This window comes from Nitrosospira sp. Nsp13 (assembly GCF_900101945.1).
Classification (GTDB): domain Bacteria; phylum Pseudomonadota; class Gammaproteobacteria; order Burkholderiales; family Nitrosomonadaceae; genus Nitrosospira; species Nitrosospira multiformis_D.
In genome coordinates this window covers 363,521-384,825 of sequence record NZ_FMVD01000001.1, presented here as the reverse complement: position 1 = coordinate 384,825, position 21,305 = coordinate 363,521, and the positions used below count along the sequence as shown (strand labels likewise).

At 54.5% G+C, this 21,305-nt stretch carries 19 protein-coding genes; 16 read left to right on the top strand and 3 right to left on the bottom strand.

Translation table 11 applies throughout. The annotated features are described in order from the left end of the window. Positions 1-26: 26 nt before the first annotated feature. From nuoI to BLO43_RS01670, 14 genes are all read left to right on the top strand, one after another. Entirely contained in the window at positions 27-551 is a 525-nt protein-coding gene (nuoI, locus tag BLO43_RS01740) for an NADH-quinone oxidoreductase subunit NuoI (RefSeq protein ID WP_090905433.1), read from the top strand. 34 nt (positions 552-585) lie between these two features. Then, a complete protein-coding gene (gene nuoJ / locus BLO43_RS01735; protein WP_090905431.1) occupies positions 586-1,095 on the top strand; it encodes an NADH-quinone oxidoreductase subunit J in 510 nt (169 codons plus the stop codon). Positions 1,096-1,099: 4 nt separating this feature from the next. Then, positions 1,100-1,408 carry an NADH-quinone oxidoreductase subunit NuoK gene (gene nuoK / locus BLO43_RS01730; RefSeq protein ID WP_090905838.1) on the top strand — a complete coding sequence of 103 codons (309 nt, stop codon included), beginning with the start codon at positions 1,100-1,102 and terminating at the stop codon, positions 1,406-1,408. Between the two features lies 1 nt (position 1,409). Next, positions 1,410-3,383, top strand: coding sequence for an NADH-quinone oxidoreductase subunit L (gene nuoL / locus BLO43_RS01725; RefSeq protein WP_090905429.1), 1,974 nt, complete (start codon positions 1,410-1,412; stop codon positions 3,381-3,383). After that, a complete protein-coding gene (nuoM, locus tag BLO43_RS01720) occupies positions 3,380-4,882 on the top strand; it encodes an NADH-quinone oxidoreductase subunit M (protein ID WP_090905427.1) in 1,503 nt (500 codons plus the stop codon). Before nuoL ends, nuoM begins: the two co-directional genes overlap by 4 nt. Further along, entirely contained in the window at positions 4,879-6,333 is a 1,455-nt protein-coding gene (locus tag BLO43_RS01715; protein ID WP_090905424.1) for an NADH-quinone oxidoreductase subunit N, read from the top strand. Before nuoM ends, BLO43_RS01715 begins: the two co-directional genes overlap by 4 nt. Positions 6,334-6,425: 92 nt before the next feature. Continuing rightward, a complete protein-coding gene (locus tag BLO43_RS01710) occupies positions 6,426-6,596 on the top strand; it encodes a DUF3330 domain-containing protein (protein WP_090905422.1) in 171 nt (56 codons plus the stop codon). A gap of 352 nt (positions 6,597-6,948) precedes the next feature. Next, a complete protein-coding gene (locus tag BLO43_RS01705) occupies positions 6,949-10,614 on the top strand; it encodes a P-loop NTPase fold protein (protein ID WP_090905420.1) in 3,666 nt (1,221 codons plus the stop codon). Positions 10,615-10,634: 20 nt separating this feature from the next. Then, complete coding sequence (locus BLO43_RS17135) at positions 10,635-10,736, top strand: chlorhexidine efflux transporter (protein WP_217628006.1); 102 nt, start codon at positions 10,635-10,637, stop codon at positions 10,734-10,736. A gap of 412 nt (positions 10,737-11,148) precedes the next feature. Beyond that, positions 11,149-12,372: a hypothetical protein gene (locus BLO43_RS01695; RefSeq protein WP_090905418.1), complete on the top strand. Its 1,224-nt coding sequence runs from the start codon at positions 11,149-11,151 to the stop codon at positions 12,370-12,372. A gap of 237 nt (positions 12,373-12,609) precedes the next feature. Beyond that, positions 12,610-13,500, top strand: a complete 891-nt coding sequence (locus tag BLO43_RS01690; RefSeq protein WP_090905416.1) for a S8 family peptidase — start codon at positions 12,610-12,612, stop codon at positions 13,498-13,500. A 382-nt stretch (positions 13,501-13,882) separates the two neighbouring features. Continuing rightward, the gene (locus BLO43_RS01680) at positions 13,883-14,869 is read left to right on the top strand and encodes a cyanobactin maturation protease PatG family protein (RefSeq protein ID WP_254773272.1); all 987 of its coding nucleotides are present in this window, start codon (positions 13,883-13,885) and stop codon (positions 14,867-14,869) included. A gap of 416 nt (positions 14,870-15,285) precedes the next feature. Continuing rightward, on the top strand, positions 15,286-15,531 hold the full coding sequence (locus BLO43_RS01675; RefSeq protein ID WP_074632177.1) for a hypothetical protein: 246 nt from the start codon (positions 15,286-15,288) through the stop codon (positions 15,529-15,531). A 286-nt stretch (positions 15,532-15,817) separates the two neighbouring features. Beyond that, a complete protein-coding gene (locus BLO43_RS01670) occupies positions 15,818-16,870 on the top strand; it encodes a DUF2278 family protein (RefSeq protein ID WP_090905412.1) in 1,053 nt (350 codons plus the stop codon). A gap of 94 nt (positions 16,871-16,964) precedes the next feature. Here BLO43_RS01670 and BLO43_RS01665 read toward each other — a convergent pair whose 3' ends face one another. Then, positions 16,965-17,456, bottom strand: a complete 492-nt coding sequence (locus tag BLO43_RS01665; protein WP_090905410.1) for a Spy/CpxP family protein refolding chaperone — start codon at positions 17,454-17,456, stop codon at positions 16,965-16,967. Positions 17,457-17,678: 222 nt separating this feature from the next. Between BLO43_RS01665 and BLO43_RS01660 the strand changes: the two genes are divergently transcribed. After that, positions 17,679-18,377, top strand: a complete 699-nt coding sequence (locus BLO43_RS01660) for a response regulator transcription factor (protein WP_090905836.1) — start codon at positions 17,679-17,681, stop codon at positions 18,375-18,377. Between the two features lie 166 nt (positions 18,378-18,543). Beyond that, the gene (locus BLO43_RS01655) at positions 18,544-19,911 is read left to right on the top strand and encodes an ATP-binding protein (protein WP_090905835.1); all 1,368 of its coding nucleotides are present in this window, start codon (positions 18,544-18,546) and stop codon (positions 19,909-19,911) included. Between the two features lie 87 nt (positions 19,912-19,998). Here the strand turns inward: BLO43_RS01655 and BLO43_RS01650 are convergent, their stop codons facing one another. Then, positions 19,999-20,820, bottom strand: a complete 822-nt coding sequence (locus tag BLO43_RS01650) for a class I SAM-dependent methyltransferase (RefSeq protein WP_090905408.1) — start codon at positions 20,818-20,820, stop codon at positions 19,999-20,001. Continuing rightward, entirely contained in the window at positions 20,820-21,110 is a 291-nt protein-coding gene (locus tag BLO43_RS01645; RefSeq protein ID WP_074632171.1) for a hypothetical protein, read from the bottom strand. The genes BLO43_RS01650 and BLO43_RS01645 overlap by 1 nt, the downstream gene beginning before the upstream one ends. Between the last annotated feature and the right edge of the window lie 195 nt (positions 21,111-21,305).

The following is a 21,305-nucleotide window of genomic DNA, read 5'->3' as shown; positions in this document are numbered from 1 at the left end:
ACGTGCGGCTCGAGGAGAAAAATGACATGTGGAATTCTCTGAAAACAATGTGGATCATCTTTTCGCACATGTTCCGGCGCCGGGTGACGATTCAGTATCCGGACGAGAAACCCTATATCCCGCCACGCTGGCGCGGACGTATTATCCTGAGCCGCGATCCAGATGGAGAGGAACGCTGCGTGGCATGTTATCTCTGCGCGGCCGCCTGCCCGGTGGATTGCATCGCTCTCCAGGCCACGGAAGACGAGCATGGACGGCGTTACCCCGAGTTCTTCCGGATCAATTTTTCGCGTTGCATTTTCTGCGGGTATTGCGAGGAGGCATGTCCTACCGACGCGATCCAGCTCACCCCGGATTTCGAGATGGGTGAATACGACCGGAAGAATCTGGTGTACGAAAAAGAGGATCTGTTGATCGATGGTCCCGGCAAGTACCCCGGCTATAACTTCTATCGCGTGGCGGGGCTTGCCATAGGTGGCAAGGGGGGCAAGAACAAGGGCGACGCCGAAAACGAAACACCACCCGTGGATCTGCATCGCCTGTTGCCCTGAATTCCGAAACAGAGTCTCAAGTACAGGAGGCGCCATGGAAGTCACATTTTATCTATCCGGGGCCATCGCCATCGCGGCCACGCTGATGGTTATCACAGGCTTGAGCGCAGTGCATGCGCTGCTCTACCTGATCGTCTCGCTGCTTGCCGTGGCAATAGTGTTCTACGCGCTGGGTGCGCCCTTTGTGGCGGCACTGGAAGTCATCATCTACGCGGGTGCGATCATGGTGCTGTTCGTATTCGTGATGATGATGCTTAACCTCGGCAAAGCTGCTGCGGCAAAAGAGCGAGACTGGCTGAACCCCGGTATGTGGGTGGGGCCCGCCATTCTGGCGGCGCTGCTGCTGGCCGAGCTATTTTATATTTTCGCGCAAGGCGGCACTCTCTCCGGCGCTGCCGCGGTGGGTTCCAAAGAGGTCGGCATCGCTCTCTTCGGACCGTATCTTCTCGGCGTTGAACTGGCTTCATTGCTGCTGCTGGCGGGGCTGGTAGGGGCTTGCCATCTGGGTCGACAGGAGGATGGGCACGGCCATGAGAACGGCTGAAGCCATTGCCGCAATCCCCATGCATCACGGGTTGATGCTAGCGGCCATACTGTTTGCGCTGGGAATGATAGGCATCCTGGTCAGGCGCAACCTGATTTTCATCCTGATGTCGATCGAAATCATGATCAACGCGGCCGGGCTTGCCTTCGTGGTTGCCGGTTCACATTGGGAGCAGGCCGACGGCCAGGTGATGTTCATATTCATCCTTGCCGTGGCGGCCGCGGAAGTCTCTGTCGGCCTCGCATTGCTGCTCCTGTTGCACCGCCGCTTCCAGACACTGGATGCTGACGCGGTGAGCAAAATGCGGGGATAATATGCTGCCCTTGCTGTGGCTCATTCCTGCGCTGCCCCTGGCCGGTTTCCTGGTACTGGCGCTAGGGGGAAGCCATCTGGGACGGCGCAGTATTGCGGTAATCGGGACGGGCTCCGTGGCCCTCTCGGCACTCATCGCCATTCTGATCGGGATCAACTTCATCGCTGCAAGACCGCCGGGGCTCGCCTTTCAGCAGGAAGCATGGGTCTGGATTGCCATAGCCGGTTTTTCGCCGAGGATCGGCTTTTATCTCGATGCGTTATCACTGGTAATGGTCCTGGTCGTGACCATCATCAGTTTCCTGATTCACCTCTATTCCACGGAATTCATGATTAGCGATGAGGGCTACGCGCGCTTTTTCGCCTACATGAATCTCTTTGTCGGCTCGATGTGTATCCTGGTTCTTGCCGACAATCTGCTGTTTCTTTACCTTGGCTGGGAAGGGGTGGGACTTTGCAGTTACCTGCTCATCGGATTCTGGTATCGGGATCCCGTCAACGGGCGCGCCGCGCGCAAAGCGTTTATCGTGACCCGGATCGGCGATACCGCTATGGCGATCGGCTTTTTTCTGCTGTTCATTCATCTGGGAACCCTTGATATCCAGCCGTTGATGCAGCGCGTGACGCAGCAGTGGCCGGAGGGATCGGAGCTCGCTATTCTCGCTGCAGTGCTTCTGCTTGCTGGTGCGGTGGGCAAATCTGCCCAGCTCCCGCTACAGACCTGGCTGCCTGACGCAATGGCTGGCCCCACGCCGGTAAGCGCGCTGATCCATGCTGCAACGATGGTAACGGCAGGCGTCTATCTGATCGCCCGCACGCATGTGCTCTTTTCGCTTGCCCCACCCGTACAACTGGCAGTAGCAGTAATAGGCGCCCTTACCCTGCTGCTGGCAGGGTTCAGTGCACTTGCCCAAAAAGACATCAAGCGCGTGCTCGCGTATTCGACCATCAGCCAGATCGGCTATATGTTCCTCGCGCTAGGAGTGGGCGCCTGGTCGGCAGCCATCTTTCACCTGATGACTCACGCCTTCTTCAAGGCTCTGCTGTTCCTGAGCGCAGGTGTGGTCATTATGAGCTTGCATGAGGAACATGATATTTTCCGGATGGGTGGGCTGAGAAAAAAACTTCCCGTTGCATTCTGGACTTTTCTGATTGGCAGCGCATCGCTCGCGGCGCTGCCGCTCGTTACTGCGGGCTTCTACAGCAAGGACCTGATTCTTTGGCAGGCCTGGTCGTCAGCAGGAGGGAATGCATGGTTATGGGCCGCGGGATGGGGAGGTGCAATATTGACCGGCCTCTACATCTTTCGCGTGGTGTTTCTCGTCTTTTTTGGCGAAGCAAGGACTGCGATGCCTCCCGAAACCAGACGGCCAGGGCTGCGCATAACCATACCGCTTATAGTTCTTGCCGCACTCTCTCTAGTCGGCGGATGGATTGAAACTCCACCTTTTCTCGGCAATTTAACGCTGTTTTCCAGCTTTGTTCAGCATGCCTTGCCGCCGGCTCAGGTCGTTCATGACGGTAAAAATGATGAAACCATCCTGGAGCTGCTCGCAATTGCTGCCTCTCTTGGCAGCATCGCATTGGCGTACCTGTTGTTTTTGAGATATCCCGCCTTTCTCCATGAACTGATGCTGATCCCGGCATTGGCAGGAATCCGGAAGTTCTGGCATTTTGGCTGGGGTTTCGACCGGTTTTATGAGTTCCTGTTCGTCCGGCCCTATCTCTGGCTTGCGTACGCCGATCGGCACGACGTGATCGACAATATCTACAGAATGGCGATTTCGTGCATGCTCAGGTGGCTCCAGAAGGTCAATCGGCACGACGTGATCGACAATATCTACAGCGGCCTGGCCGAGTTTTGTCTGTTTCTTTATCGCGCCTTGAGTGCAACGCAAAGCGGACAGGTACGCCGCTACGCGGCGGCGATTGCCGCCGGATCGATCGGTATTATATTCATCGGGATATTCGCGTGATTCTCTCCGCATTAATTTTCATCCTGGTGACCGGCGGTTTGCTGTCATGGATGGCGAATTGGTGGCATCCGGGCTCTGCGAAGTGGGTTGCGCTGGCTACGGTGGGCATCGAGCTCGTATTGACGATATGGCTTTGGCTGCAGTCTGCCAGCGCTATGGCTCTTCCCGCTCACGGAGGGTGGCTTGCCGAGATCAGGGCGGAGTGGATTCCGCGTTTCGGAGTGAGCTTTCATCTGGCCATGGATGGAATAAGCCTCATCCTGGTCGTGCTGACCGCTTTCCTGGGGGTGGTGTCGGTGGCATGCTCATGGACCGAAATCCGGAAACGCGAGGGGTTCTTTTATTTCAACCTGCTATGGACCCTGGCAGGGGCGGTCGGCGTATTCCTTGCGCTGGACCTGTTCCTGTTTTTCTTCTTCTGGGAGTTGATGCTGGTGCCAATGTATTTCCTGATTGCGATCTGGGGCCATGAGAAGCGGTTGTATGCATCGATCAAGTTCTTCATTTTTGCCGAGGGGAGCGGTCTGTTCATGCTGGTGGCAATTCTTGCGCTGGTATTCGTCCACTACCGCAGCACCGGAGTCCTGACATTCGATTATTTCGAGCTGTTGAATACGGCCATGTCTCCCTCCACCGAGCTGTGGATCATGCTCGGCTTTTTCATTGCGTTCGCAGTCAAGGTGCCCATCTTGCCATTTCACACCTGGTTGCCGGACGCACATACCGAGGCGCCGACAGCAGGAAGCGTGATTCTTGCGGGAGTGCTGCTGAAAACCGGGGCCTATGGGTTATTGCGCTTCGTTGTTCCATTGTTTCCCGAGGCGGCGGCGTATTTTGCCCCGGTGGCAATGGCGTTGGGAGCAACCGGCGTTGTCTATGGCGCTTTCCTGGCGTTCGCCCAGACGGATTTCAAGCGCCTCGTGGCCTATACCAGCGTGAGTCACCTGGGCTTTGTGGTGCTCGGAATATTCGCCTGGAATCCCTGGTCGCTTGGGGGGGCCGCGATGCAAATGATCGCGCACGGCGTCAGTACGGGTGCACTGTTTGTAATCGCAGGCATTTTGCAGGAGCGGACCCACACCCGCGATATGCGCCGCTTTGAAGGCCTGTGGAGCGTTATGCCGCGCCTGGCGGCAATGGGATTGTTTTTTGCTATTGCCGTGCTTGGGCTGCCGGGAATGGGTAATTTCGTCGGGGAATTCCTAATACTGATGGGATTATACCGCGCCAGCAGCGTGCTGGCGTCCGTCGCGGCCGTGGCATTTGTCGCCAGTGTCGTGTATGCGCTTGCGCTGGTGCAGAAAACTTTTCATGGCGAGAATACGCATGATTGGCGGATACCCGATCTTTCCGTCCGGGAAATGACAACCCTTGGTGCAATGGCCGCCGTCACGGTCTGGCTTGGCCTGTATCCGCAACCCGTCCTCGACGCGGCAGCACCCGCCATCAATGGCCTGCGAGACATCGCGGCCAGTCAATACCAAACGGACGCAGAATGATTCTGATACGTTCCGACCTTATGGCCTTGTTGCCACTGATCATTGTTGCGGCGAATGCGGTGTTAGTGATGCTGGTCGCCGCATTCTACCGCCGCCCCCAGCCGGTGATAGCGTTGACGTTGCTCGGGCTGATCCTCTCGTTCGCGGCGTTGCCCCTAGCTGCGGACTTCGAGCCGCGCCAGATCACGCCACTGCTGATCGTGGACAGCTACGCATTGTTTTACATGGGACTCGTCCTCGCCGCGACCTTTGTTGTCACAGTGCTGTGCTACCGCTACTTCGGCGGTCGTGAAAGTCGCCATGAGGCCCTTTACATCCTGCTGCTGCTGGCCGCGCTGGGCGGGGTGGTACTGGTGGCGAGTAGCCATTTTGCCTCTTTCCTGCTCGGGCTCGAACTGCTCAGTATTTCGCTTTTTGCACTGATAGCCTATCCACGAAACACCGAGCGTCCGCTGGAAGCCGCCATCAAATATCTGGTCCTGGCCGGATTTTCTTCCGCATTTCTGCTGTTCGGCATGGCATTGATCTACGCGCAGCTGGGAACGATGCAGTTCGCGCAGATCGGCGCCATGCTTGCCGCCCCCGAGCAGCGGCTCGACGCTTATGGACTCGCCGGAATTGCGCTGATAGTGGCCGGCGTTGGGTTCAAACTGGCGCTGGTGCCATTCCATATGTGGACCCCGGACGTGTATGAAGGCGCGCCCGCGCCGGTGACCGCGTTCATTGCCACGGTTTCTAAAGGTGCCATGCTTGCCATGCTGCTACGCTACTTCACCGCGGCGGAAGCGCATCAATCGCAATCGATCACGCTGGCGCTGAGTCTGATCGCGGCCACTACGATATTGGCAGGAAACCTGCTCGCATTGCGGCAGGAGAACATCAAGCGAATTCTTGCCTATTCGTCGATCGCGCAGTTCGGCTACTTGTTGGTTGGATTTCTGGCATTCGGTGCGATGGCGGTAGAGGCAGTGGCTTATTACCTTGCAGCATATTTTGTTACCATGCTGGGCGCTTTTGGCGTTGTTACGGTACTGTCCGAGGGTGCTCCGGAACGGGATAGCGATACACTTGCCGATTATTCCGGTTTGTTCTGGCGCAGACCGTGGCTGGCAGGGGTGTTTACGGCCATGCTGCTGTCACTCGCAGGCATTCCGCTGACGATGGGTTTCATTGGCAAATTCTACGTGCTCGCAGCCGCAGTCGGTGCATCTTTGTGGCTGCTTGCCATCGTCGTGGCGGTTGGTAGCGCGATCGGACTGTATTATTACCTGCGGATTATTGCTGCGATGTACGCACATGACCCGAAGACAGCCCCTGGACAACAGGCAACGCGTGCGGTATCGGCTTCCCTGGCGGAAAGTGTAACCCTGGCTGCGCTAACATTGCTGCTGATATGGCTGGGCGTTTATCCGGCCCTCCTCATTCATATGATTGAAACAACGGTCGTGTAGCTGGCTTGGCTACCGGCATTTCCGCCGTTGGTCGCTTCCCTTTAAGAGCCGGCACAAAGGGTTCGTAAAGGGTTTAGAAAAGGAGGTTTAAAATGCGTGAGCCGGAAAAACCATCTGATCCGGACATGGTCCCCTGTAAAGTATGCTTGAAGGAGATCCCGATATCCGAGGCAATGAACGAAGAAGCGGTCGACTACGTGCTGCATTTTTGTGGGCTGGAGTGCTATGCAAAATGGGAGAAACAGGAAAAAACATCGGAATGAGGGTTTGACGCCGGAATTAAATCCGGTTGCACGCCCTCATAATGGTTCACTGCTCGCCATCTTGGGCGAAACCTTGATTTTATGGAGGAGGAAACCTCACACCGGGCGGTAACAGGCGATACGATGATTACGACGCAATATCCGATCTGGGGGACATTGAACTCAGATTAAGGTATGTTCCACATTGATATTTATCATTAAGTAATAATGTTAAATATATGATTTTATGTAATAATAACTCTAATCATTCAGGCTTGATACGGAATTGAAGCATCCGGAAGCGGGCAAAGCAAGGTTCTGAATCCGAGGATCAACCATGGCCCAAAAGGCATTAATCCAATAAGAAAACATCATGATTATGGCACCCGGTAAAAGAATCATCCTGGTTTATGCCAGCCGGGATGAGGACTGGCGGCATCGGCTGGAGGATCGCCTCGTTGTCCGTACGAACGACAGGGAACGCTTTCCGGCAGGGCTGAGCGTCGAAGCATGGAGCGACGAATATCTCGCTGAATCGGCCCGCGCGCCTGATACGCTCCGTGACGAAGTCGAGAATGTGGCCATAATGCTCTTTCTTGTTTCGGATGATCTGCTCGGTTCCCCTTGCGTGCGCGACGAGTCCATCGCGAGCGTGTTGCAAAGCATCTTGCTGGAAGAGCAATCGGAATCTCACGTGTTCCGCGTGCTTGTGCGGCTCCCAACGCTTTTCCTCGGCTGGCTCGCGTTGCCGCCCAAGATTGCCATGACGGGAGATAAGGCCCTCGCTGATTTTCCCCCGAGCCTAAGCGATGCGGAGCTTGACCAAGTAGCGGATACGGTTGCCACACTTGCTGGTACCCCTGCGAAGGTGGAAACGGCGCCCAACGGGAACTTGAATAGTTCAAACATTGACGGCCGCAATGAGGCCGCCGCAACAGACCCGGCAACAGGCCCGGCGACAGGGCAGGCATCCGCGCAGACACCCGAGCAATCGAATCGGCCATTGACGAAGGGAGCGTCCAGGAAATCCCGTCAGCAGCCGGAATCACCAGTTCCACCCGATACCGGGACCGTACCATTGATACGGCTCTCCGAGTTCAAGACCGCGAGCTCGATTCCATTTTTGATGAATCGGGCAGCCGAGATGGCGTCGGGCGTAACGCCGCCGCTTGCCGTGACCACCAGTTTCATGCTGCTTGCGATCGCCGAAGCCACCGACACGGGAGGCCCATGGGTCGCACATTTCCTGCGCGAGCTGATCGACAGGCACACAGAAGAGTATGAGGCAATACGGGACCGCTATTTCAAGAAACGTGGATCACGGGGCCTGCAGGCGCGATCGGAAAGGGCGGTTCGCAGTCTTCCCGTCGAGATGACGGGCTACCTGTTCGCGGCGCTGGAACGGGCGCGCGACATTGCACAGCGCACGGCGCACGATCCGGAAATCCATGCACGTCATCTCCTCGCAGCCCTATTGCACAGTGATACAACAAAAGAGCGCTCAGGCGCGCTCAACCGCCTCGCCGAAATGGAGCTCGACCCCGTATTCGTGCGTGAGGCGCTATGCGAGTGGTTGCGGGGCCATGGGGACGACGATGATGCCTGGGAGGCGCTGCTTATCGGCACACCGTTGGCGGTACGCCGTTTCAGCGGCTTCATCGCCGATCGCGTGGGTGGCGATGATCTGCTGGATATCCAGAATGATGTGCGCGCACTCGCCGCGCTGATTGCCGCACGAACCGTCGTGCCGCCGCTCTCCATCGGCCTGTTCGGCGAGTGGGGCTCCGGCAAGACGTTCTTCATGCGCCAGTTGCGAGCGGCTATCGACAGCCTGGCGATGGAAGCGCGCATGGCGAACCGGATGCAGCGCGACTTGCCCATTTATAAAAATATCGTACAGATCGAGTTCAACGCCTGGCACTATGTCGAAGGCAATCTCTGGGCGAGCCTCGTCGAGCACATCCTCGACAACCTGTATGCGAAGAAAGACCCAAGAATCAGCCGGGCGTTGCAGGAGGAACTGATCAAAAAGCTTGCCGAGGAGAAGGCGCTCTCGCAGGCAACAAGCAACGCCGCCGACAGTGCGAAAGCAGCGGCGACCGCCGCGAAGGTGACTCTCGACGCCGCGCAGAAGAGTCTCAACGAAAAAACGGAAGAACTGGCCAAACTGAACGCTGAACACGTACGGAAAGATTTTGTGCTGAGCGGTGCCCACCAGCCGGTCGTCAATGCACTGGAACAACTCAATCTCGGAGCAGTCGGCCGAAGCGCCGTGGAGCTCGAAGGCGCGCTGCGGCAGATCCATGGCGTGCTCGGCCGCGGACAGCGATTTCTCGCCCCGCTCATGCACGCCAAGGATCGGAATCGGCGGTTCAACTGGCTACTCTTTAGCCTTCTCGGGGCGCCGGTCATGGCAATCATTGTGCACTTCATATTACAGATGCTGGGATCGAGCGTTACCGACATCTACGCCTACGCCACCGGTTTGGCGACGTTGATCGCGTCAGGCGTTCCCTGGCTCAAGCAACAGGCCCAGTGGATGTCGCAGCGGCTCGATGAAGCGGAGACCGCGCAGAAGAAGTTTGACGAGGAGATGGCGAAGGAGACTGCCACGCATGTGCAGAAGGTAACGCAAGCCGAGCAAAGGCTGCGCGAGCTGACAGCGGCTCTCGATTCTGCGTTGCAGAGGCATGCGGAGGCAAAGGCGCGCGAGGCCGCCGCCGATGCCGAGCTCAAGGCTGCGACAGCCGGCCGCCTGCTTGCCAATTTCATCACCGACCGCGCCGCAAGCAGCGACTATCGCAAGCACCTCGGCGTGCTGGCACTGGTGCGCGACGATTTCGAGAAACTTTCCGGGCTGATCGAAGAGGAAAACTGGTCGCTGTCGCCTGAAGACCCGTCCGAGCCACCCCGCACCGATGGCCCAAAACGGTATGCAAGCCTGGCTGAAGAGGAAAAGGACAAGGACAAGCGCATCAATCGCATTGTGCTTTATATCGACGATCTCGACCGCTGTCCGCCAAACAAGGTGGTGGAGGTATTGCAAGCGGTGCATCTGCTACTGGCATTCCCGCTCTTTGTTGTCGTCGTCGGGGTGGATGCGCGCTGGATCAAGCGCTCATTACAGACGCGCTATCGCGAATTGCTTCATGTCGACAACAGGCCGGTAAACGACGAGAGTGACACGGGGCTGCTCGTCGGCTCGGCGACGCCCAACGATTACCTCGAGAAGATTTTCCAGATTCCATTCTGGCTGAGGCCCATGGATGCCGCCGCTAGTGACCGCATGGTGCGCGGGCTGCTGCGAACGAGCGTGAAGCATCCCGATCAAGACTCGAAAGAGGGGGAGCAAGAAAAAGCGGCTGGCAAGATAATAACGCCCGTAGCGGGCGCTGACATGTCTTCAGGGATTCCGATCACGCCGCAGCAGCCAATATCCGGGGCAAGCGCACCGGCGGCGCATACAGCGCAGCAGCAGGTTGCTTCGGCAGGCTCCGCATCCGCCGGGAGCAATGTTGGCACCACCACGACTCCCATTGCTCAACAACCCGCCTACCCGACGTTCGAGAGCCTTGAAATCATTCCTGCCGAACTTGATTTCATGACAAAGCTTGCGCCAATACTCGGCCGCTCGCCGCGCGCCCTCAAGCGGTTTGTTAACGTGTATCGGTTGATCAAGGCGGGGCTCGGGCCGCACGAGGAACGCTCTTTCCCGCGGCCGGGCAACCCCTTGGGTCATTACCAGGCCGTGCTGCTTCTTCTCGCAGTCGATACCGGCACGCCCATGCTGGCGCGCAATTTCTTTGCAGCGGTGGAGCGCGGGGCGATGGCCGCAGCCGTAAATGAAGTTCCACATGATATCGGCTGGCTCATAAAGGAGATGGATCAGGATTGGCTTGAGGATGCGGCCGGCTGGCAACGCCTACGCGAATGGCTGGAGACGCACGATGAGGAGATACCTGCCGATACCAGGCTTGCGGTACTCGCGCCTTGGACGAAGCGTGTGGCGCGATTTTCGTTCGAAGTCGGCCGGTCGTGATGCGCAGGTGGTAGGCTTTTTTGCTGGATTTAGGCCTGTTAGCGTTTTTCCTGGTCTATACCTTCGTATTTAACTTTATGTTCGACCGCTGGTTTGGTCTGCCTGCATCGGCAGCACCATAAATGAACTAGGCTGATAACAGCTCGATCTCTATTACATGAATGTTGGGAATGACAGTAAAAAAGGCTGTTATTAAGGAGTCACCGGATTTACCGATTGCGGTATGCCTGAGGCCCAGCATATTCGTCATGCTCCACTTGTCCGAAAACCGATAATCGTTCAAATAAAGCAGTTCGGCCCCAAGCGTCCTTTGTCGCACGTCAGGCTGCGGGGTTGCGGATACCTGTTTATTTTTGACCGCCGCAACCCGATCCCTCTGCTATTCTTATAATGAGATTTTCTTAATATCTCCTATTTGCGCATCGCCGCATCGAAAAAGCATGGATAGCCCTTCCTGCGACATATTCGACAAGCGATATGAGGCGAAAGATACGTGCCAATAGGGCGATCAATTCTATGAAGGGGAAAATCCTTATGCGTTATTCAACCATCATTATCACGGCCGCGCTGCTGGCTTATTTTCCGCAGGTGTTTGCACAGGAAACAACCGTTGAAGCTTCCATTGATACTCCCGTCTCGGCCCCATCCCCTGACGCAGCAAGGGGCCAGGCTCAACCGGAAAGCCAGAAAGGCGAACTTTTTATCGTCGGAAAAAACGAGGGCAAGAACAAGGAAGATTTCGTTTTTAAAATGGGCGAAAGAGTCCATATCAAAGCAACCGGCGATGTTGCCAGAAGATTGAAAATCGAGCTGGAAAAGACCGGCGCTTCAAGAACATTTTTCCTGTTGTTTGACGGGATCAGGATGGCCAATCTGCCTTCCGCCATATCCCAGTTCGATAACGGAAATACGCTACGCTTCAGTTTCTATCTTGAACGCAATCCTGCGCTTAAAGAATCCCGCGAGGCATGGGACATGGTGTTCAAAAGCAAGGATGAGTATGTAATGCCAATCGAGGTGGGCATAGGGATAGGTAACGAATTGCCATTAGTGGTGCAATCCACCTACCCGTTTTTTGTCTATCTCGCACCGGCATCAGAAATACTCGCCACTGTCAGTGGTTCCTTGCTGCTTTTATTTGTTGCCTATTATTTGATCGTCAATAAGACAAACATGCTGAAGGACAAAGATACCGGCTATTACAGCCTGGGCAAAAGCCAGATGGCCTTCTGGGGATTGATGGTCGCACTGGCATTTGTCGGCATCTGGATATTGACCGGTACTATGGAATATATTCCCCAACAAGTACTTATCCTCCTGGGCATCAGTGGCGCCACCGGGCTGAGTGCAGTCTTGATCGGAAACAGCAAGAAATCCGGGGCCGAGGACGAAGTCACGAAGCTTCGGCAGGAAGAACAGAATCTTAAAACGTTGAAAGAAAAAAATCCGGACGGCTTTTCTTCGGATAATGAAAGCCAGTTGACGGTCCTCTCGCAAAAAATCAAGGAACTATCCCATCAACTGGGTAACCAGGCGCAGCGCAGGCAATCCAGGGGATTCTGGCAGGAAATTTGCGATGACGGCAACGGCGTGAGTTTTCACCGTCTTCAAGTTGTCATATGGACACTTATCCTCGGCATGGTATTCGTCGGTTCTGTGGCGGATGGCATGTCTATCCCGGAATTTCCCGAGACTTTGCTTATCTTAATGGGAATCAGCAACCTGACTTATCTGGGATTCAAAATTCCCGAGAAATAAATAGATTTTGGCGAATAATATCTCAATTCCAAATCAATACAATGACCTGACAGGAATCAGGTGTTGGAGGATGCTATGTTAGGTAACGCACTGAACGGCTCGAGGATAAAGAGTATTTCTATAAAAAGGGAATCAAAAAAACTTATTAACCACAAATAAAGCGGCCTGATCATTGGCATTGACCAATGCAAGGTTTCCGGCAATCTGCCATCAAGGGCTCAAGGGGTGACGCGCGCTATGCTTCCTACGGAGTTGGTCAGGCTCTCGGCATTGATGGAACGCACCAGCGGTATTTCTGACATCAGGATTGGACTCATCGATGGCCCTGTCCTTACCCGGCACGCTGATCTGGCAAGCGAGAATCTCCGGGAAATTCCCGGAAACAATGGGGCAGCCTGCACACAGGCCAATAGCGCAGCATGCCTGCATGGAACCTTTATAGCCGGGATCTTATCTGCGAAACGGAATTCCCCTGCGCCCGCCATTTGTCCCGGCTGTACCCTCCTCATACGTCCCATTTTTACCGAAAAAACCGCCGGGCGCGAACACATGCCCAGCTCGACGCCTCAGGAACTGGCAGCGGCAATCCTTGAATGCATTGGGGCAGGCGCACGCATCATTAACCTGAGCCTCGCCCTGGCCCAGCCTTCCACCAAGGGGGAGCATGCGCTGGAAGAGGCACTCAATCTCGCCCTCAGACGCGGCATACTGATCGTTGCGGCAGCGGGCAACCAAGGCACGCTCGGAAGTTCCGCCATTACCCGCCACCCATGGGTCATTCCGGTCGTGGCTTGTGATTTGCGTGGCCGGCCTATAAACGAATCGAATCTGGGCAGTTCGATAGGCACGCGAGGGTTGAGCGCGCCGGGCGACAACATTACCAGTCTGAACGCTGACGGCCAATCACTCACGTTGGGTGGTACGAGCGTTGCGGTGCCTTTTGTCACCGGGACCATTGCACTGCTATGGTCGGAATTTCCCGCCGCAACAGGCGCACAAATCAAACTCGCTATCACGCAAGCCTCCATAACAGGGTCACGGCGAGCCTCGGTCGTTCCTCCATTACTGGACGCAGACACCGCCTGGCAAACCCTGCTGACGCTCAATGCAAGAAGGCAAATAGCATGACCAAGGCAAGCAAAGTGGAAAAAGCGGATGATGCGAACAGCGCGCCTGATAAAAATGGGCAGCAACCCCATCGGGTACATCTACCTGGATTTATCACAGATGATGAGATCGGGCTTGGCGATGTGATTAAGCGAACGGGCTCCTATCTTGGAATCCCACCTTGCGGAGGCTGTGAACACCGGGCAGCCCGGCTCAACCGCTGGCTGGTTTTCACCCATCGGCGGTCGAGGTAAGAAGTCTCGCAGGTTGGGCCAGCAGCTTTATCGCTTAACCCAACATGGATATGCCGGTTCGTTGGGTTACGGCTTCGCCTAGCGAACTTACGAGTTCCGGATATGAAGGTTGCATAGCACAAACCAGCAGGGCAGGCGAAGTGGACGAAATGAATAACCTCATACTCAAGGAGCGCAACATGACCGAGCAAACTGAAACGATGGAACAATCGCTGGACCAGCCGGTTAAAACGAATGACATGCGAGCGCCCGCGCCTTATTCCGAGGTTCGTTCAAACACGGCAATCTCACCGCAGGCGGGGGCGGGGACCTGTAGTAGTTGTGGAGGAAACGGAGGTGGGGGCATGAATCTCAATGATACCGCGACGATCTCATATGTCTATGCCATCGGCCGGGTCGAAGCCCGTTTTCCGAATCTCGCCGCGGAAAAGGAATTTGCCCAGGCAACCGGGCGGACAGAAACGGCCGGTAAAACCGATCAACAGGCTTTTCATGCGGTTCTGTCCCAACGTCAGAATCGCTATCTGGTGCGCCAATTATGCTGGGTGCTGACCATACAGGGGCTGGAAACTTACCTCCTGCAGCCGCGCGACCCGGCGGATATCGATATGCTGGTGGATGCGATCCGGCCCATGCCCGCACCCAATGATATCGATGTCGTTATCGGTCTGCGCGGTCCCATTGCCCCGCCGGATATGTGCAACGGCTTGATGGTGCCCATTATCGTCTTCGATCAGATTTATTCATTCGGACGCGACGAACTGATCAAGGCTATTCCGAAACCGGAGAAATTGACTGACAAGCAATTCGGTCCGGCGGCCGAGGAATTATTCGACAGGATCATGCAAATGACTGATAACGCTGGGGCAACCGATGAGCACCGTGTATTGAATTATCTGGCCATGCGCTATCCCGCTATTTATGCCAAGGCGGCGGAGAAATACGGCGGTGACTATTCAATGACCGGAGTGGAAGTTATTCCTTCATCATTAAGCAGCACCCGGAAAATCTTTAAAGCCATTTTTTCTTACACCCACCGCAACACGGATTTTACCGAGAAGTTTTTTGTGCGCGTCGATGCGACCGAGGAGTTTCCATTTCTCGTCACCAAGATGTCGCCATACTATGATCGTTAATATGATCGTTGAGCTAACCACCCAAAAGGAGAGATATCATGAATATGCCAGGTTTTACTGCGGAAGCATCAATCTACAAAACAGGTAAGAATTACCTTATGAATGCGCAGGATGTTTCCATGACCAACACCTCGGCGGTCACGCCACAACGAATAAGAACTCTAGATGTGGATCAGGGATGTACACTGTTTTGTGATTGCAACGATGCGTCAGGAGCGTGTAGTTGTGACGCTACCTTATGTCCCACTCTTCGCTGGGGACTGACCCGCGCAACTATATCCTAAGCCGGCATGCATAATGCGGATTCGCATGTGGTCACCGGGATATCGAGGAAGTCAGAGATCCTGCTCTGCACCCTGATTAACAGAGCGTTTTGATCATCCGGACTTTAAGATTTTGATGAGGAGAATTTGAAAATGAACATACCACAGTTTAATGCCGAGGCATCGCTTGCTCCAACCATGGGCATATATCGCGGGAAGGCCGCTCTTGCCGGAACTTCCTCGGAAGGGGGTGGAGGAGTTATACCGCAACTTCGTTTCCAATCGGATCCGGATGTGGGCGCCTACCTGAGATGCAGGGCGAATGGAGGAGGCGAGCTCATATGCCGTTTCTTTGGAGGGCTGCCTCCCTTCACTATCGGCGGCTTACTGATTTCCTGATTGCCCAGCTGCGCGGAGCGGAATAACGATAGCGTATTCCGCAGGATGTTTGCATCCCACGTTGGATCAGGCTGCGTATAGCATCAAAAGATTCCGGCCCGCATTCTTCATCCGGCATGATACGTTGATGCTAGTGCGCCCAGCGAACTGCTGGTCACCAATATGCCGGTCAGGAGCAGAGCTCGTAGGTTGGGTTAGGCGAAGCCGTAACCCAACGAAGCGGACGAGGCAAAAAGCTCCATACTCAAGGAGCCACAACAATGCACCGTTATAAGAGGAGCAAAAAATGCCACTGAATTCTTATGGCGTACTAAAGGGTCGCCCTGTTAACCGCCAACTCGGCTCGGGCTCCAATCCGCACTACCAGATTCACATCGTCGATGATACGACTCATTATCGCATCGCGGTAAACGTGGCTTCACAACTCGCTCCTTCCGAGCTTGAATTTCTTGTGGATTCAAGATTCGATCATCCGATTCTGGCGGAGTTGATCGATCAACCTCTCGGATGGCTTCCGCTGCAATCCCGTCCAGGCGGCGTGGCGCTAGACTTTATTCGTAGCAACTTGTTCGATCCGCGCAATATGCGCGTGCTTCCCTTCAATGTCCCAGGTCCGGACAATGATCTGAACGAAAAAATCGATCAGTTCGTGCAACGTGCGATGGCCGACGAAGAGGCGCATGTTTATGCTTTCGGCGAGCGCTGGGGACCGGAGAACAACACGACCGACAAGATATTCGGCTTTATCCCCGGCAATGGTGTCCATGACATCCATATGAACCAGGGCAATGTGGGACGCTTTACCGGCGATGACGGGGTATACCAGGATGGGGCCCTGTTGTTTCATTTCCCCCGGACCAGCCAATGGGTTGGGGTATTTTTGAAATTCCAGTCCCAGACCTGGCATACCGATGACAGGACAGGGCATCAGATTCATACCGAAACCAGCGGCCCGCCGTCAGATAAGAACATTGTCACCAACCCGTTTATCCCAGGCGGGCAACCTGGTCCGGAAATGCCGGACGGGGCAATCCGCATTGTCGCGGCGCTCGTCAATAGCATCGAATCACCCGAGGTGGAGTTCGTAACGCTTCTGAACACCACCAACGAGACCCTCTCGCTTGACGGCTGGATGATCGCGGATCGGGACAAGAACAAGATGTCCCTGACAGGGACTATCGCGGCTGCGGAGGCGCTGCGTATACAACTTGTTCCACCGGTTTTTCTGCCCAACAAGGGAGGAATCATTACCCTTTTGAATGACCGCGGCCTGCGCGTGGATGGAGTGGCTTACACCAGAGAGCAGGCACGTAATCCAGGCTGGACGCTAAAGTTCTGAACGACCGGTGTGCCTGGGACCGGAACCCGGCGGGATTATCACAGTAGAGCACCACAGCGGTTTGACATATGCCAAACCGCTGTTTAGCTGCACTTTACCCTTTATTGTGGTGCCCGTGCTTATGCTCCTCGCGCATTTGTTTCATTTGTTCCCGCTGAGTATCCGTCAGCACCAACTGAATCTCGTTGCGTATCTTGCTGCGCTGAATAATTGATGCGGCCACCAGATTACCTCGCTCTTGTGCCAGCACTTGTACCTGGCTACCGTCACCATCGCCATTTTGCTTGAGTTCACGTAATGCCTTGCGATTTGTCTGTATTTTTTCTTTTAAATTCGCCATTTGAGATTTCGATTTCTGCAAAACGGCTTCCACCGATGAACGCTGCTCGGTAGTCAGTTTGAGGCGATCCGTCATCCGGTTCAGGAAACGTTCCCCGCCGTCCGCGCCTTGCCCCATCCTGGAATGCGCACCATGGTGACATTCCTGCGATGCTTTTTTGGAGCCCGTGTCAGCTTGCGTGCCTGCCAGAGCAATGCTGCTTGCCAATAAGCAACCGATTAGCGAAATTTTCGTGATGATTTTCATTAGCTGATTCCTCTTAGTAAGTTTTTACGAATATCGCGATAAGCCCCCACGGCCCACACGATATGGGCAAAGAATAAGATCAAGCCATGTCAAAGTGGGTGATGAAAGCGTAAATTTGTGTAAAGAAGTCAGAGCCCGCTGTATTTGTTTACCGTAATTTGGCAATATCCATAACAAATGGATCACCTGATGGTTCACAACAACTTGATTTTGGAAAAACGGATGGTGCGCATACTACTGGCAGATGACGACATTGAATTGAGCGATATGCTGGTCGACTACCTCTGCAAAGAGGGCTTCGATGTCGATGCGGCTCATGATGGCGATGCCGCGCTGCGCAAGGCGCTGGCCAACCCATATGATTTACTGATACTGGATGTCATGATGCCCAACCGGAGCGGTTTCGACGTATTGCGTGAACTGCGTGTGCGATCCTTACTCCCCGTGCTGATGTTGACGGCACGCGGAGATGACATCGACAGTATTGTCGGGCTTGAGCTCGGTGCGGACGACTATCTGGCCAAACCATCCAGTCCTCGCGTACTGGTAGCACGGATTCGCGCAATCCTGAGAAGAGTGGAGACAAAAGGCGAATTACAAAATGGCGGTGAGCGGCCCGATCAGATTGCATTGGATGATCTTGTCATGCACATGGGCTCACGTATGGTAGTGTGCGGCAATAATCCCGTATCCATGACCAGCACGGAATTCAGCGTCTTGGACATATTGCTGCGCGAAGCCGGCAACGTCGTGTCGAAGGCGAATTTGTCCGAGCGGGCGCTTGGCCGGAAATTGAGCCGCTATGACCGCAGTCTCGACATGCACGTAAGCAATCTGCGTAAAAAACTGGGGACGTTATCCGATGGCCGGGAGCGGATAAAAACTGTCCGCGGTGTTGGTTACATTTATTCGCGGACCTAGGAGCCTGTCGGACTTAAAGGAAATCGGCTGCAAAAGCATCTGGCCGGTCAATATCTAGCCACTTTCTTGACCAATAGAACAACTATTGGCCTTCAAAATCGTCAAAATCTATGCTCGCCCAGTCACTTTTTCGCTTCAATTCTTCAAGTCCGACAGGCTGCTAACGGTGCACAGACTATTCTGGAAAATATTTCTGTCATTCTGGCTCACGCTGATCATCTTTGCCGCATTGCTCATGTTTGCGGCTTCGAGCTATCTCGAACATATCCGGACGCAACAGGATATCGGCAGCATACGTACACGTCTCTCGGAATACTTTAATCAGGGTCAAACAGTCGCAAGACACAAAGGTATCGCGGGCCTTAAAAAGTGGCTGGATCGCTTGGACCACAGTGAAGCCATACCTATTTTCCTCATCGATGAGGCGGGGAAGGATCTGCTTGAACGGGAGATTCCAGCCGACATCATCGCAAGGTTGGATCGAAGGCGGGAGCATGCGGAACGCGGAGAACGAAAAAGGCCGCCTCACCAGCAGCCCCTCCGGTTACCGGATGGAAGCGCCTACCGCATGATCCCTGACTTTCAGAGCATTACCTTGCTTAGAATTTTGCAACGCCCCAGGGTCATTGGGCTTCCCATGGCAGTCGCAGCACTGGTAAGCGCGCTGATTTGCCTGCTCCTCAGCCGCTACCTGACTTTTCCGCTTGAGCGGCTGCGGCGCGCCACCCAGCACATTGCGGCCGGAGACCTTACCCAGCGGGTCGTCCCATCCATGGGCAATCGCCGGGATGAGATTGCCGATCTGGCAGGTGCATTCGACAAGATGGCCGAACGGCTCGAGAAAGTGTTCGGCGCGCAGCGGCAATTGCTGAGTGATGCCTCTCATGAACTGCGTTCCCCGCTCGCACGCTTGCAGGTTGCATTGGGTCTTGCCCGGCAGCGATCAAACGGTCAAGCTGAAAAAGAGCTTGACCGCATCGAGCTTGAAATAGAGCGCCTGAATGAGTTGATCGGCCAGCTTCTCGCGCTCTCCCGTCTGGAAGCGGGGGTGGACGCGGCACATATCGACCGGATTGACATGCAAGAGATGCTCGAAGACCTCATAGAGGATGCGCAATTTGAGGCGGATTCAAGGGGCTGCCAAGTGAAATTGCAGAAAGCCTTTCCGGTCATGGTGAAAGCAAACGCCATGCTGCTTCACAGCGCAATTGAAAACGTCATTCGCAATGCCATCAAGTACACAAAACGGGATACGACAGTTGAAATAAGCATGCGGGAAGACGCCGGAAATCCGGATAGCATCATTGTTCAGGTGCGCGATCACGGACCCGGAGTGCCCGAAGAAATGCTGCTTCATCTGTTTGAGCCATTCGTAAGGGTAGAGGAGGCCAGGGATCGCTTAAGCGGCGGGCACGGGCTTGGGTTAGCCATCGCCGAACGAGCTGTTCAGCTATATGGCGGCGAAATCATGGCAAGAAACGAACCGGATGAAGGGCTGAGTATTTACATCCGCCTGCAGCGCGCCAAAATTTAATGAGGGTTCAAGAAGTATGCCACGGGAAGAGTTCTGTTAAAGAAAGGACGCGACTCGATCCGGCGGGGAGTACGGACCGCGTCGCGTCTAACCGGCAAACGAGGGATCTGGAATGGCCACAGGCGGTCGTTTCAATCCGTATAAGCACCGGGCTTTTGTACCGGCGAGAACCACAATTGGAATGGCGAAGCGCACCGCCTCACCTTCGAAGTGTACATTGATTCCCAAGTGATCCTTATCGATATCCGATCTGAACAACCTACGGATCTTGTCTGCGTCGCCGGGAGCAGGAGATGAAATATTTAATTGCTGCTCAACTTCACCCTCGACTTTATGTTGCTGGATCTTCAAATCCAGAAGCCTCGAATTATGGATGAGCCTGACGATTTTAGATATTTCCAACGCCTTGACATGTGATGGATCGCGAATTTTTTCGAGTTGATTATAGGACTCCGCTTTATCTGACGGCATGACCACATCGGCCACGAGAACACGTCCTCCTGGCTTGCAAACCCGAATCATTTCGGACAAAACCATTTCCGGTTTCTCGAAGTGGTGAAAGCTGTATCGAGCCAGGACGATGTCAAAACTATTCGATGAAAAGGGTAGAAGAGAAACGTCTCCAATTTGCCAGGCAAGATTATGGAGTTGTTTTTCAGCCTGTCTTTCCCTGGCTGCTGCGATCATCCTGGATGTAATATCCATACCGGTTACAAACCGGGCATGGGCAGCGAACTCGCATGCAACCAGGCCGGGACCGCAGGCAACGTCAAGCACGGTATCCGTGGCATGCACGCCACTCATTTCAATCAGCATTTGTATCGATGCTGAATGGCCGGGAAGTTCGGCCGATGGAATCGCCTGAAGCGGGAACCGCTCAATAATTGTTCGATTAGGGTTGCAGATCATCACGACGCTACCGTCAGTCTCATCGAGGTCGATAGAGATTCATACAACAAACCTCCGGCTTTCTCGGGACATGCCACTCTGTTCCGTCTTTCAGGAATGGCAAGAACATCATCAGACCCGAAACTTGCAATGGTTATCGTCGTAAGGGATGACAAGCAGGTGACTTTCGAGTGTGTTTCAAGTACATTTGGAATGTCTGATTCAAGGCGAAAAAGTAGATCATCCAGTTGATCATTACTTGATGAATCACCCCTTAAGCCGAACATATCTATCAATTCTGATTTTTTCATTATCCATTTCCTTGAAGTTGCCGCCAGGATAGATAAGCGTTCAATGCTTGACCTGAAATGATCATTCGGACCACCACAGGTATGACCGAACAATACCTAAACTCACGCGGGGAGTCGTAAAAGAACAGTTAAATATTGGTTAAATTTCTGCCAGTCATTGAGAGAGAAACCATGCAAAATCCAGTAGCTGTAGTA

Bases quoted from the DNA above. Each gene is read 5' to 3' on its own strand.
- BLO43_RS01675 (WP_074632177.1), top strand. From the start codon at position 15,286: ATGAACATACCACAGTTTAATGCCGAGGCATCGCTTGCTCCAACCATG.
- BLO43_RS01660 (WP_090905836.1), top strand. From the start codon at position 17,679: ATGGTGCGCATACTACTGGCAGATGACGACATTGAATTGAGCGATATG.
- BLO43_RS01705 (WP_090905420.1), top strand. From the start codon at position 6,949: ATGATTATGGCACCCGGTAAAAGAATCATCCTGGTTTATGCCAGCCGG.
- nuoL (WP_090905429.1), top strand. From the start codon at position 1,410: ATGCTGCCCTTGCTGTGGCTCATTCCTGCGCTGCCCCTGGCCGGTTTC.
- BLO43_RS01695 (WP_090905418.1), top strand. From the start codon at position 11,149: ATGCGTTATTCAACCATCATTATCACGGCCGCGCTGCTGGCTTATTTT.
- BLO43_RS01645 (WP_074632171.1), bottom strand. From the start codon at position 21,110: ATGAAAAAATCAGAATTGATAGATATGTTCGGCTTAAGGGGTGATTCA.
- BLO43_RS01680 (WP_254773272.1), top strand. From the start codon at position 13,883: ATGAATAACCTCATACTCAAGGAGCGCAACATGACCGAGCAAACTGAA.
- BLO43_RS01665 (WP_090905410.1), bottom strand. From the start codon at position 17,456: ATGAAAATCATCACGAAAATTTCGCTAATCGGTTGCTTATTGGCAAGC.
- BLO43_RS01670 (WP_090905412.1), top strand. From the start codon at position 15,818: ATGCCACTGAATTCTTATGGCGTACTAAAGGGTCGCCCTGTTAACCGC.
- BLO43_RS01690 (WP_090905416.1), top strand. From the start codon at position 12,610: ATGCTTCCTACGGAGTTGGTCAGGCTCTCGGCATTGATGGAACGCACC.
- BLO43_RS01715 (WP_090905424.1), top strand. From the start codon at position 4,879: ATGATTCTGATACGTTCCGACCTTATGGCCTTGTTGCCACTGATCATT.
- BLO43_RS01650 (WP_090905408.1), bottom strand. From the start codon at position 20,820: ATGATCTGCAACCCTAATCGAACAATTATTGAGCGGTTCCCGCTTCAG.
- nuoJ (WP_090905431.1), top strand. From the start codon at position 586: ATGGAAGTCACATTTTATCTATCCGGGGCCATCGCCATCGCGGCCACG.
- BLO43_RS01710 (WP_090905422.1), top strand. From the start codon at position 6,426: ATGCGTGAGCCGGAAAAACCATCTGATCCGGACATGGTCCCCTGTAAA.
- nuoI (WP_090905433.1), top strand. From the start codon at position 27: ATGTGGAATTCTCTGAAAACAATGTGGATCATCTTTTCGCACATGTTC.